The organism is Paraburkholderia phenazinium, assembly GCF_900100735.1.
GTDB lineage: Bacteria > Pseudomonadota > Gammaproteobacteria > Burkholderiales > Burkholderiaceae > Paraburkholderia > Paraburkholderia phenazinia.
Window position 1 is genome coordinate 205,675 of the sequence record NZ_FNCJ01000009.1, and the last position, 12,480, is coordinate 218,154.

The window sequence follows — 12,480 nt, forward strand, 5'->3', positions numbered from 1 at the left end:
CGCGCGCGTCGAAACCGGGTACCGCGCTGCGCCAAGGTGAGAAAGCGGGATATCTCGCGTTGCCGCAAGACGGGAGTTTACAAATTAGATACGCATAGTAAACCGGATTTGACCGGCTCGGGGCGTCATACGGTAGAAATTACATTACAGCGTATTTGATGCTGCGCCAGCGGGAGGCTGGCCGTCCGCGCAAGCGGCTGCGGCCCGGCCACCCCACCTGAAACGTCAGGGCTTGTTCGATTCGAACAGGTCCATAATCTGCTGCTTCTCGTTGGTCGTCACGGTTGGCGGCGTCATGCCTGCCGGACCGACACCGCCCACCGCATCGCTCGCACCGGCGAGCGGATTGGCCGAATCGAGGCCGATGCTGGCAACGAAGCCATTGCCAGGCGTCATATCCGAGTAGAACAGCTCGCCGTCGACGCTGGCAACCGTATCCGGCATCGCCGGCTCGGCCTGCGGCACGCCGCGCAACGCGCGGCCCATGTAGTCGACCCAGATCGGCAAGGCAAGCTGCGCGCCGAATTCGCGGCTGCCGAGGCTCTTCGGCTGGTCATAGCCCATCCACGCCACTGCCACCAGCGACTGCTGGTAGCCGGCGAACCAGCCGTCCTTCGCGTCGTTCGTCGTCCCCGTCTTGCCCTGCAGGTCCGAACGCTTCAGCACGTTCGTGCCGGCGCCGGTGCCGGCCGTCGCCACCGAATGCAGCAGGCTGTTCATGATGTAGGCGTTACGCGGATCGATCGAACGCGGCGCATCGCGCCCCGCTGTCACCGGCTGGGCCTTCGAAATCGGTTCGCCGCGCGCGTCGGTCACTTCGGCGATCAGGTACGGATTGACGCGATAGCCGCCGTTGGCGAACACCGAGTACCCGGCCGCCGATTGCAGCGGCGTGACAAGCCCCGCACCGAGCGCCATCGGCAGGTACGGCGGGGTCTTGTCGGCGTCGAAGCCGAAACGCTGCGTGACGAAGTCCTGCGCGTACTTGGTGCCGATAAACGACAGAATACGGATCGACACCAGGTTCTTCGATTTCTCGAGCGCGAGACGCATCGGCATCGGACCGTCCGGCTGGTCGTCGTCCTTCGGCTCCCACGGGTCGCCGCCCGGCGAGCTAGGCGGGAAATAGAGCGGCGCGTCGTTGATGATCGTCGCCGGTCCCAAACCCTTGTCGAGCGCGGCCGAATAGATGAACGGCTTGAAGCTCGAACCCGGCTGGCGCCATGCCTGGGTCACGTGATTGAACTTGTTCTTGTTGAAGTCGAAGCCGCCGATCAGCGCGCGAATCGCGCCGTCCTGCGGCGTGAGCGACACCAGCGCGCCTTCCACCTGCGGCAACTGTGTGATCTGCCAGTTGCCCTTGTCGTCGGCGACCAGACGCACGATCGAGCCCGGCTTGATGCGCTGCGCGGCCGTAGCCCGTGCGCTCAGCGCGGTCGCCACGAATTTCAGGCCGTCGCCGTTGATGGTGGCCTGGGTGCCGTCGAGGAACTGCGCCTGCACTTCCTTCGGGCTCGCCGCCGTCACCACGGCAGCGACGATCTCGCCGTTGTCCGGGTGATCGGTGAGCGCATCGTCGATCGCCTGATCGCGATCGTCGCCCGGCGCCGGCAGTTCGACGAAACCTTCCGGCCCGCGATAGCCGTGGCGGCGCTCGTAGTCCATCACGCCCTTGCGCACGGCATGGTAGGCGGCGTCCTGATCCGCGGAGTCGATCGTGGTGATCACGTTCAGGCCGCGCGTATAGGTTTCGTCCTTGTACTGCGCGTACATCATCTGCCGGACCATTTCCGCTACGTACTCGGCGTGCACGCTGTACTCGTTGCCGGGGTTCTTGGTGTGAATCTCTTCCTTCACCGCAGCGTCGTACTGATCCTGCGTGATGTACTTCAGTTCCAGCATGCGCTTGAGAATGTATTCCTGACGGATCTTCGCGCGCTTCGGATTGACCACCGGGTTATACGCCGAGGGCGCCTTCGGCAGGCCCGCGAGCATCGCGCATTCGGCAAGCGACAGGTCCTTCAGATCCTTGCCGAAGTACACGCGTGCAGCCGCCGAAAAACCATAGGCCCGCTCGCCCAGATAAATCTGGTTCATGTACAGCTCGAGGATCTGGTCCTTGGTCAGCGCGCGCTCGATCTTGTATGCGAGCAGCATTTCGTAGATCTTGCGCGTGTAGGTCTTCTCGCTCGAGAGGAAGAAGTTGCGCGCCACCTGCATGGTGATCGTGCTGGCGCCCTGCGAGGCGCCGCCATGCAACAGGTCGGCCGAGCCGGCGCGCAGGATGCCGACGAAGTCGACGCCGCCGTGCTCGTAGAAGCGATAGTCTTCGATCGCCAACACCGCCTTCTTCATCTGGTCCGGAATGTCGGCGAAGCGCACGAGGTTGCGCCGCTCTTCGCCGAACTCGCCGATCAGCACGTGGTCCGCGGTGTAGACACGCAGCGGCACCTTCGGACGGTAGTCGGTAAGCGCGTCGAGCGACGGCAGTTGCGGCCCCATCACGACGAGCGCGTAGCCCAGGATCAGCGCCCCGACGACCAGGATGGTCGCCACAAGGCCAACGAAGGTCAACGCGATACGCGCGCCCAGCGAACGGCGGCGCGGTTCATCTCGCGCAGCATCGTTGCGTCCTGGGTTGCCGTTGCCGTAGTAGGGTTCCCGGTTTGCACCACCCGGAGAATTTGAGGATTGCGGTCGTTTGATGATTGGCATGACTCGAATAGTTGGCGCATGACGACGCGCCTCTTGGCGGGCGGCAACCACTGCCGCACGGCTCAACACCCCGGCTGGCCGTACAGCGCGCCCGGATAGATCAGGCCCGAAAGGGGCCTCGCGCAACGTAACAGCGCATTTTAAAGAAATCGGACGTAGCCCAAGACGATTTTTTTGTAAGAATTCCCTTCGAGATGCCGCCCCGAAGCCCACTGCGGCTTGGCCGCGCGGCTCGCCGCGGAGTTATGCACAGAAATTGTTGAAAGCCCTGTGGACAAGCGCGCCGGAAGTGGTCCAACCCTTTGATGTCACGGGATTTTCATGCGAAGCCCGTTTCGCAGCGAAGCAACTCGCCTTATGATGGACCAGTCGCGCGGGGAAAGCGCGGCCGCGCGCAAAATCAGCCGTTCGACGCCAACAAGTACGCGAGCAGACCATGAACAAGCCCAGCGAACGCATCGCCGTATTCGTTACACCTGCCCAGAAACGCGCCATTGCCGCCAGTGCGGAGGAGCTCGGTATCAGTATCAGCGAGCTGATGCGGCGCGCGGTGCTGAGCTTCGGCGCGACCAGCGAGCAGGTGAAGGCGGCGAGCATCGTCGACAGGCTGCGCGCACCGCGCGAGCCGGACGCGCTCAACGCCGCGCTGGAGCGGGTCGCACGCGGCACCCGGCACGCGCGCGCCGCCCTGCCCGCCGTGCTCAAGACGGATGGCGCGACAGCAGTACCCGAGGCGGCGGAGACACCGGACGCAGCGCAGGCGGCCACGCCCCCGTTGCTGCCCGCCGACGTGCTCGCCGCGCTGGTGCGCACGCCCGAAGAAGAACAGGCGCTGGCGGAAGCCGAGGCGGTGGCACGCGTCGCGGCGGCCAAGGCCGCATCGATTGCCCCGCCGCACGAAACGTCAGCGCTCGCCGCACCCGTCGTGCAGCCGCCCCCTGCGGCGCTCGTGCCGCGCCGGCGCGTGCGTATCGAAACCACGCCCGACGAGGACGACCCACGCAACGACCCGACAGCGGAAGACGGGCGCTTCGCCTGAAGCATGGTGCAATTCGCTGCGCGCTTTACAAACCTTGAAATATTCCGCCGGGTTAAAGGCGCAATCACGCGCAATTGCCGTTCGAAATCCTTGTGAAGCGAATCTTTAAGGCGGTTTTAAGAGAGCTCGTGGTGTAATATCCGCCAGCCGCTGAGCCCGCCTGGCTTGCCTCTCCCGCAAACCTTCCGAGGTGCGCCGCGCGGTAGTCGAACAATTTACGATGCCGCTATTGCAATTCGCGCTCGTGCCCCGACTTCCGCAGCGGTTGCCCGCGCAATAGTGCGCACGGCAGCGTAAACTGGTTGTGGTAAATGGTTGAACGCGCCAGGAACTCAGCGCCGATTTCATTCTACGGAGGTATTCATGTCGCTAATTGACAGCATCTCGCGCACGCTTAAAGGTCTTCTGAACGACGCTGCCGATTCCGTGCAAGACCCGTCGCGCGACTCGCGTCAGATCGTGCGCGAACTCGACGACAGCATCGCCAAGGCAGAGAACTCGCTGATCGAGATTCAGGCGCAGGTCGCCACTCAGCAAAGCAAGCGTGACGTTGCCGCCGACAAGGCGAAGAAGTACGAAGACGGCGCGAAGCGCGCGCTGCAGTCGGGCGACGAAGCCCTCGCCCGTGAGGCGCTCGGCGCCCAGGCCACCGCTGAAGCCGAACGCGATGCGCTCTCGAAGGAACTCGCCACGCTCGAGCCCTCGGTGGATCAGTTGAAGAGCCAGATCGACGACATGCGCGGCCGCCGCAACGACCTCAACGCCCGTTCGAACATCCTGCAGGCCAAGCAGCAGATCGCCCAGGCCAAGGACGTCGCAGCAACGGCGCTCGGCGGCATCGGCGGACGCAATCTGTCCGAAGACTTCCAGAAGCTCGAAGACAAGGTGGCGTTGTCGAATGCGCGCTCCGACGCCCGCCTGAATTCCGCTGATGTCAAAAGCGGCAAGGCGCTCGACGACAAGCTCGCCGATCTGAATCGCGGCCCGTCGGTCGAAGATCGCCTCGAAGCGTTGAAGAAGCAGTTGAACACGCCGGCCCAGTAAGGCGTCGTCAAGCAGTGCACCGGATGTGACGCAGCGCCGGCAATCGTGCGGCGCTGCGTGTCACAGCGGAGAATCGATTGACATGGAGACGGGCGTAAAGCCGCCCGGTCCGACACATGAAAAAATTTCTCGCAGCCACGTTCGCGTCGCTGATGCTGGTGTCCACCGCGGCGTTCGCCGTGCCGACCGCCCAGCAGATCGAATCCGCGATGGCTCAGGGCAACTGGCAACAGGCCGACGCCGGATTGACCGAAGTGCTGCAGGCGCATCCGAACAACGCGCACGCGCACTACCTCTATGCGCAGGTGCTGGATCAGGAAGGCCGCGCCGGCGACGCGCTCGCGCAGATCCAGCAGGCCAAGACGCTCGATCCGCAAATCCGCTTTACCGACGCGACGCGCTTCGCGCAGACCGAAGCACGCATCCGCCGCGACGCGGAACACAATAGCGCAGCCACCGGACACACCAGCAATCCGTTTGCACAACAGAACACGGCCATGCAGCAGGCCTCGCCGATGGTGCCGCAAGTCCCGCAACGGCACGGCCCGGGCATGGGTATGTGGATCGGCATCATCGTGTTGATCGGGGCGATTGCGCTGGTGCTGCGCTGGACGCTGCGCCGTGCCCGCACCCAGGACGACTCGCGCGCCGACGACGATCGCCGCGTCCAGTTGAAGCGCGCCACCGAGCTGCTGAACGCGGTGCGCTCGCTCAAGCTCGACGTGAAACTCTCCACGGCGGTGGGACACGAGGCGCTGGAGAAGGAAGTCGAAGGCACGGAAGAGCAGTTGCGCGGCGTCGTCGAAACGCTTTCCGGCGGCAAGAATCCGCTGCCGCCGTATCAGCTCGACGAACTGGAGCAACGCGTCGCCAGCCTGAAGGCTCGCGCCGATGGCCGGCCCGATCCGTACGCGGCCGCCCCGGCCGACTCCAGCGAATCGGCCTACGCACGAGAAGCGGAACGCTTCGGCAATCCGCCGCAAGCGCCCTACCCGTATCCGCAGCAACAACAGCCGCAGGTCATTGTGCAGCAAGGCGGTGGCGGCTTCGGCGGCGGCATGGGCGGTCTGCTGACGGGTGTGCTGCTCGGCGAAGCGCTCAATTCGGGCCGTGAGCGCGAAGTGATCGTCGACGACGAAACGCGGCGCCGCAGGAGCAATGACGACAACGGCAACAACAACGGCGGCGGCCTCGATTTCGGCCAGGGGTCGAACGACTGGAACGACGGCAGCGGCGGTGGCGGCGTCGACATGGGTAACGACGACTCGGGCGGCTGGAGCGATACCTGATCGCCTTGCTTGCTGCGCCATGCAGACAGCGCTGATGCAAGCACTCAAAGCAAGACCGAAGACAGGCCCCTTTGCGGGGCCTGTTCTTTTATCGGCTAGCTATGCTGCGCCTCGAGCACTGCAGCGCCGGCAAACAACCGGACGATAAAGCGCTCCGCATACCCGATCAGCGCCTCGCGATGCGCCGCCGTTCCGATGTACTCATTGGACAGATGGAACAGTTGCAGCACGATCTGCGTGCAGATCTCGTCCACGGTCGGGCGCGCGAGGGCCGGCATCAGATTGAGTTGCACGACGTCATCGGCCATTTCAACCGACACCTCCTGCAGATTCGCGCGCACCGCCTCGCGCAGCGCCGGTGAAGTGCCGTGATACTCCGCGAGCGCGCTTAAAAACGCTTCCCGGTTGTCTAGTGCAAACGCAAAGAACGCCACGCAGGCGCGCCGCGGCACGCTATGCGGCTCGTCGTGCGCAGCGAGCCAGCGCTCGCGGCGCAGCATCGGCCGCAGCCGCCGGCTGACCGATTCGACCGCTTCGCGGGCCAGGTCGTCGAGCGTGTCGAAATGCCGGTAAAAGGTATTCGGGTTCAAGCCTGCCTCCCGCGCCACTTCACGCAAACCGAGGGTCGCGAAGCCGCGCCCGCCCGCCGTCAGCCGCAAGGCCGCTTCGATAAGCCGGCGCTTGCCGGGCGCGACATCAACATCAAGATCGGTTTCGGGAATGAGTTCCATGGTCTTCACGGGCACAGTGCGCAATACGCCGCCAACGTCTGCACTGTAAACGATCTTGACGCGAGGTGCACAGTTGTCTACTCTGCGCGTTACAGAGAGTAGACAACTGTAGACGTTGCGCTCGATCTCCCTGTGAGCATCGGCATGGCATTCAGTGCCGTGTGCTGCCATCTCCCCCTCATTGATCCGGAGTTTCGTGCTTATGCCGTCCCCCTCGCCTGCTGCGCCACGCATTGCCATCGTTGGGAGCGGATTCTCCGGTATTGGCATGGCGATCCGGCTCAAGCAGATGGGCCTCGACTCGTTCACGATTTACGAGGCGGCGGGCGAAATCGGCGGCACGTGGCGGGACAACACCTATCCCGGCGCCGCGTGCGATGTGCCCTCGCATCTGTATTCGTTTTCCTTTGAGCCGAATCCGGGGTGGTCACGTTCGTTCGGTCTGCAGGCCGAAATTTTTGCCTACCTGAAGCACTGTATCCGCAAGTACGGACTCGAGCAGTTCGTGCGCTGCCATGCGCGCGTTGCATCCGCCAGCTTCGATGAAGCGCGTCAGGTGTGGCGGCTCGAGATCGAGCACGGCGACATGGCATGCACAGCCGCGGCTTCGTCGCCCCTCTCACGCGAGACGATCGAAGCCGATATCGTGATTGCCGCGAGCGGACCGCTGTCGCGTCCGGCCATGCCGCAAATCGCGGGACTCGAACGCTTTGCCGGCAAGCTGTTCCACTCGGCCCGCTGGGACCATGACTATCCGCTCGAAGGCAAGCGCGTCGCGGTGGTCGGCACGGGCGCGAGCGCCATCCAGTTCGTGCCGAAGATCCAGCCGCGCGTCGCCCAGCTCACGCTGTTCCAGCGCACGCCGCCATGGATCATGCCGAGGCCCGACAAACCGGTCGGCGCGCGAGCGCAGTGGTGCTTCAAGCACCTGCCGTTCACCCAGCGCCTCGTGCGCAGCGCGATCTACTGGCAACTCGAATCACGCGCCATCGGCTTCGTCGTCAATCCGAAGCTGACAAAGTATCCGATGAAGTTCGCCCTGAGCTATCTGGAGCGGCGCGTCAAAGACCCGGTGCTGCGCGCCAAGCTGACGCCGAACTACCGGCTTGGCTGCAAGCGCGTGCTGCTCTCCAGCGACTACTATCCGGCGCTCAGCCAGGCGAACGTAGAGGTGGTGACGAGCGCGATCCGCGAGATCGTCGCGGACGGCATCGTCACCGCAGACGGCGTGCATCACGCAGCCGACGCCATCATCTGCGGCACCGGCTTCCAGGTCAACGATGCCGGCGCACCGTTCGATGTCACCGGCGTAGACGGCGCGAACCTCAGCGCGCGCTGGCTGCGCGATGGGCCCGAGGCGTATCTGGGCACCAGCGTCGCCGGCTTTCCGAATTTTTTCATGATGGTCGGACCGAACACCGGTCTCGGCCACAACTCGATGATCTACATGATCGAGTCGCAGGTCCAATACATTGCCGATTGCCTGCGCGAGCTGCAGCGGCGCGGCGCCCGCACGATGAACCTGCGGCCGGATGTCCAGCAGGCGTTCAACGAGCGCCTGCAGCAGGACATGCGGCGCTCGGTGTGGATGAGCGGCTGCCATAGCTGGTACCAGACGAAGAGCGGCAAGGTCACCGCGATCTGGCCAGGCTTCACCTTTAGCTTCCGCAGGCGCACCCGCCGGGTGCGCGCCGACGAATACCGCTTCGCGCGCTGAGTCATGCGAGGCACGTGCGCTTTCGAACTCGAAAAATAAGGAAGGTAAGCATGGCTAGCATCGACACCGCTCAACCCGCCCACAGCATCCCGCTGCCGCCCCGCTCGCTCGCCGCGCGCCTGGGCATTACCAGCGTGCCGCGCGACGCCCTGAGGAAGCGCCACACCCAGCACGGCTCGAAGTTCGTCAAGATCATGGGCACGGACGTCCACTACGTCGAGGAAGGCAGCGGCGAGTTGCTGTTGATGATTCACGGCTTCGCGTCGTCGCTGCATACCTGGGACGGCATGGCCGAAGAACTGGCGCGCAACTACCGTGTGATCCGCCTCGACCTGCCGCCGTTCGGCGTAACCGGACCGCTGCGCACCACTTCGGGCGCAATCGAGACGATGGACATGCCGACCTACCGGCGCTTTATCGATACCTTCGTGCAGGCGCTCGGCATCGGCCGCGCGACGCTGATCGGCAACTCGCTCGGCGGCCTGATCTCGTGGGACTACGCGGTGCGGCATCGCGATGCGGTCGAGCGGCTGGTGCTGATCGATTCGGCCGGTTTTCCGATGAAGCTGCCGATTTACATTGGCCTCTTCAACAGCGCGCTGGTACGCATCAGCTCGCCGTGGTGGCTGCCCGAGCCAATCATCAAAAGCGCGGTGCGTAACGTGTATGGCGACCCGCGCAGGCTGGCCGCGCCCGTACTGCGACGCTATATCGAGTTCTTCCATGGCGAAGGCACGCGCGCAGCGATCGGCAAGATGGTGCCCACGCTCGATTTCGCCGATCTCGACACCGACGTGCTAAAGACACTGGACGTGCCGTCACTGGTATTGTGGGGCGCCAAGGACCGCTGGATTCCGCCCGCGCACGCAGCGGAGTTCGCGCAGCGCATTCCGGGCGCGCAGTCGGTGATGTACCCGGGGCTTGGCCATATCCCGATGGAGGAAGACCCCGCGCAAGTGCTGGACGACTTGCGGGCGTTTCTCGCCAGAGACAGGGTGCGCGCCGGGCAGGTCTCGGCGTGAGGGTCATGCCCTGACGCGGATGCGCCTCTGCGGTCACCACTCTGCAGGCGCGCCTCTGCGGACGCGCGTGCCGGAAGGTACGCTCAGCCGCCGCCTCCTAGCAGGCGCAATAAATCCCACAGAAACTTGCACGCCAGCACAATCAGCTCCCACAGCTGGTAGAGCTGCTGCCAACCCGCGGCGCACGCAAAGGCTTGAATCATATTCTGTCGGTTGATGAGCGGTAGCGGTATGGGGTCGCTGGCGCCTATCGAGGAGCCGGCGCCGAGACCTACATCATATCGACCTCGGGATACCCCGTATCAAGTCTTGGGCCGGTGTGCCGTCATTAGAGGGAGAAGACGCGGCATCCGTCCTGGATGACCGTGCGGACACGCGCCATCAAGGAGAGACTCATGACGCGCTTTAGTTTTCGCCGGGTGGGCCGGGCACCGTCGATCGTAGGCGACATTGCCGCGCAGGCGGGCAAGCTGGGCATTGAGATCTGCGACGTTTCGGGCCACGTCGAGGAAGTCGCGGCACGGGTACAGCATCAGGCGCAGGTGTGCCGCTCGCTGCGCGACACCGCGGCGCAGACGATAGCCGGCAATCGCCGGATAGCGACTGCCGCACGCGAGATGCGCGACGTCACGACCGAGGTGGCGAGCGGCGTGCAGGAATCGCAGCAGACGCTGGAGGCGTCGCTGGCGGACATTCACGGCCTGGTCGAAGGCGTGACGGTGATCGAAGGCCACATAGGCGCGCTACGGACTGCGCTCGCGCACGTGAGCCGCGTATCCGAGGAAATCTCCCTGATTGCGCGACAGACACACCTGCTGGCGCTGAACGCGGCGATCGAAGCCGCGCGCGCCGGCGACTCCGGCAAGAGTTTCGCGGTGGTGGCGGCGGAAGTGAAGAACCTGTCGGCGAAGACGGCGCAGGCGACCGGGCAGATCGAGACCACCCTGGCGCAACTGACCCAGCAGACGGAACAACTGACGAACGAGGGCTCGGAGAACACGGCGCGAGCGCACCGGGTGCGGGAAGGCACGCGCAGGATTGGCGAGGTGGTGCATTCGACGGGAGAAGCGATTACGCAACTGAACGCCGAGGCGGGACAGATTGCGACGCTGACGGGCGAGATCGAGAGTCAGTGCACGGGGTTGGAAGCGCAGGTGCTGGAGATGGCGAGCGGCGTGGAGGATTCGAGCGAAAACTTCGTGCAGGCGAAGAACCGGCTGGGCAATTTGCTGGGGGTATCGGAGACGCTGATCGAACTGACTGCCGCTACCGGCGTGGAGACGACGGATACGCGGTTTATCGAGGCGGTGCAGGAGACCGCAGCGAAGATCGGGAAGATTTTTGAGCGCGCTGTGGCGAGTGGCGAGTTAAGTCTGGCGGACTTGTTCGATCAGGCGTATGCGCCAATTGCGGGGACGAACCCGCCTCAGTTCATGACGAGGTTTACTGCGTTTACCGATCGGGTGTTGCCGGCTGTGCAGGAGCCATTGCTCGGGCTGGATCCGCGGGTGGCGTTTTGTGCCGCGGTCGATGCGCGGGGGTATTTGCCGACTCATAACAAGAAATTTTCTCAGCCGCAGCGCGATGATCCGGTTTGGAACGCGGCGAATTGCCGGAACCGGCGGGTGTTCGATGATCGGACCGGGTTGGCTGCTGCGAGCCATACGAAGCCGTTTTTGTTGCAGACTTATCGGCGGGATATGGGAGGTGGTCAATTTGTTCTTATGAAGGATGCTTCTGCGCCTGTTTTTGTTGGCGGGAGGCATTGGGGTGGGGTTCGGATGGGGTATAAGGTTTGATGTGTATTAGCCGGAACTCGATCTGACAGGTAGTCGGGCGGATAGAGTGAAAGCGGTCAATGAGGAATGAGTTTCTCCTTGGCGAGGTCAAGCGAATCGAGGAAGGTGCCCATGGGCGTCTTGCCATAACACCATCGTCCCTGATGCTCCCGTTCATTGTTGTACTGATCAAGCCACGCATCAAGATCAGTCTGCAAGGTGTTGATCGAATCGTAGATTTTCTTGCGGAAGGTGACACGGTAAAACTCATTGAGCATGGTCTTGTGCAGCCGCTCGACGATTCCGTTGGTTTGCGGCGACCGGGCCTTGGTGCGAGTGTGGTCGATGTTTTCAACGGCCAGATACAACTCGTATTCATGATGCTCGGGGTTGCCGCAAAATTCAGTGCCACGATCCGTCAGCACCCGCAACAGCGGAATGCCGAAGCTATCGAAGAACGGAACGACGCGGTCATTCAGCAGATCGGCCGCAGGTAACGGCGTTTTGCGATCGTACAGCTTGGCAAAAGCGACCTTCGAATAGGTATCGACGAATGTCTGTTGATAGACGCGGCCAACGCCCTTCAGGCTACCGACATAGAACGTGTCCTGGGCGCCGCAGTAGCCCGGACATTCGGATTCGAACTCGCCGTGCTCTTCCTTCTCGCGCTTTGCGCGCTCCAGTGCGACCAGTTGCGATTCGGTCAGCACCAGCCCTTCCTGAGCTGATTTGGCTTCCAACGCCTTCAGGCGCTTGTTCATGGTCTCCAGGTCGTGGCGCAGCCAGATGCTACGAACACCCTGTGGCGAGACCGACAGCGCGTGGCGCTTGAGGACTTCGTTGGAGATCCGGATCTGACCGTGGGCCGGCAATTCGAGGGCCAGTGCAACCACGGCGGCCTCGACTTGTGGATCGACGCGGTTCTTGAGGAGCGGTCTGTGGTGGGATATCTCCTGCAACGCGGCTTCACCACCTCGATCGTACAGTTCCTTGAACCGGTAGAAGCTGTCGCGCGAGTAACCCATCACGCGACAGGCCTGGCTGACGTTTCCGAGCTGTCGGGCAAGCTCAAGCATGCCGACCTTGCCACGGATGACCTTCTGTTCCTGAGTCATGGCGGACTCCTTGCTGTTTGCGGCGCGCAT

The 12,480-nt window shown here is 63.5% G+C and carries 9 protein-coding genes; 6 read left to right on the forward strand and 3 right to left on the reverse strand.

The window, feature by feature from the left end; all coding sequences use genetic code 11:
* Positions 1-225: 225 nt before the first annotated feature.
* Positions 226-2,715, reverse strand: a complete 2,490-nt coding sequence (locus BLQ92_RS21085) for a penicillin-binding protein 1A (protein ID WP_090686468.1) — start codon at positions 2,713-2,715, stop codon at positions 226-228.
* A 436-nt stretch (positions 2,716-3,151) separates the two neighbouring features.
* Here BLQ92_RS21085 and BLQ92_RS21090 point away from each other — a divergent pair, with 436 nt between their 5' ends.
* From BLQ92_RS21090 to BLQ92_RS21100, 3 genes are all read left to right on the forward strand, one after another.
* Positions 3,152-3,754, forward strand: coding sequence for a plasmid mobilization protein (locus tag BLQ92_RS21090; protein WP_090686469.1), 603 nt, complete (start codon positions 3,152-3,154; stop codon positions 3,752-3,754).
* Between the two features lie 363 nt (positions 3,755-4,117).
* Complete coding sequence (locus BLQ92_RS21095) at positions 4,118-4,798, forward strand: PspA/IM30 family protein (RefSeq protein WP_090686470.1); 681 nt, start codon at positions 4,118-4,120, stop codon at positions 4,796-4,798.
* A 116-nt stretch (positions 4,799-4,914) separates the two neighbouring features.
* Entirely contained in the window at positions 4,915-6,087 is a 1,173-nt protein-coding gene (locus tag BLQ92_RS21100; protein WP_090686471.1) for a tetratricopeptide repeat protein, read from the forward strand.
* 95 nt (positions 6,088-6,182) lie between these two features.
* On the opposite strand, the gene BLQ92_RS21105 is transcribed toward BLQ92_RS21100, so the two are convergent.
* Complete coding sequence (locus tag BLQ92_RS21105; RefSeq protein WP_090686472.1) at positions 6,183-6,818, reverse strand: TetR family transcriptional regulator; 636 nt, start codon at positions 6,816-6,818, stop codon at positions 6,183-6,185.
* Between the two features lie 202 nt (positions 6,819-7,020).
* On the opposite strand from BLQ92_RS21105, the gene BLQ92_RS21110 reads away from it, so the two are divergent.
* The 3 genes from BLQ92_RS21110 (at position 7,021) to BLQ92_RS21120 (ending at position 11,356) form a co-directional block, all read left to right on the forward strand.
* A complete protein-coding gene (locus tag BLQ92_RS21110) occupies positions 7,021-8,535 on the forward strand; it encodes a flavin-containing monooxygenase (protein WP_090686473.1) in 1,515 nt (504 codons plus the stop codon).
* Between the two features lie 50 nt (positions 8,536-8,585).
* Entirely contained in the window at positions 8,586-9,557 is a 972-nt protein-coding gene (locus BLQ92_RS21115; RefSeq protein WP_090686474.1) for an alpha/beta fold hydrolase, read from the forward strand.
* A 395-nt stretch (positions 9,558-9,952) separates the two neighbouring features.
* The gene (locus tag BLQ92_RS21120) at positions 9,953-11,356 is read left to right on the forward strand and encodes a methyl-accepting chemotaxis protein (protein WP_090686475.1); all 1,404 of its coding nucleotides are present in this window, start codon (positions 9,953-9,955) and stop codon (positions 11,354-11,356) included.
* Positions 11,357-11,412: 56 nt separating this feature from the next.
* Here BLQ92_RS21120 and BLQ92_RS21125 read toward each other — a convergent pair whose 3' ends face one another.
* Positions 11,413-12,450, reverse strand: coding sequence for an IS481 family transposase (locus tag BLQ92_RS21125; RefSeq protein WP_090686476.1), 1,038 nt, complete (start codon positions 12,448-12,450; stop codon positions 11,413-11,415).
* Positions 12,451-12,480 lie beyond the last annotated feature (30 nt).

Excerpts from the sequence above, each read along its gene's own strand:
- BLQ92_RS21105 (WP_090686472.1), bottom strand. The coding sequence starts at position 6,818 with ATGGAACTCATTCCCGAAACCGATCTTGATGTTGATGTCGCGCCCGGC.
- BLQ92_RS21115 (WP_090686474.1), top strand. The coding sequence starts at position 8,586 with ATGGCTAGCATCGACACCGCTCAACCCGCCCACAGCATCCCGCTGCCG.
- BLQ92_RS21090 (WP_090686469.1), top strand. The coding sequence starts at position 3,152 with ATGAACAAGCCCAGCGAACGCATCGCCGTATTCGTTACACCTGCCCAG.
- BLQ92_RS21085 (WP_090686468.1), bottom strand. The coding sequence starts at position 2,715 with ATGCCAATCATCAAACGACCGCAATCCTCAAATTCTCCGGGTGGTGCA.
- BLQ92_RS21095 (WP_090686470.1), top strand. The coding sequence starts at position 4,118 with ATGTCGCTAATTGACAGCATCTCGCGCACGCTTAAAGGTCTTCTGAAC.
- BLQ92_RS21120 (WP_090686475.1), top strand. The coding sequence starts at position 9,953 with ATGACGCGCTTTAGTTTTCGCCGGGTGGGCCGGGCACCGTCGATCGTA.
- BLQ92_RS21110 (WP_090686473.1), top strand. The coding sequence starts at position 7,021 with ATGCCGTCCCCCTCGCCTGCTGCGCCACGCATTGCCATCGTTGGGAGC.
- BLQ92_RS21125 (WP_090686476.1), bottom strand. The coding sequence starts at position 12,450 with ATGACTCAGGAACAGAAGGTCATCCGTGGCAAGGTCGGCATGCTTGAG.
- BLQ92_RS21100 (WP_090686471.1), top strand. The coding sequence starts at position 4,915 with ATGAAAAAATTTCTCGCAGCCACGTTCGCGTCGCTGATGCTGGTGTCC.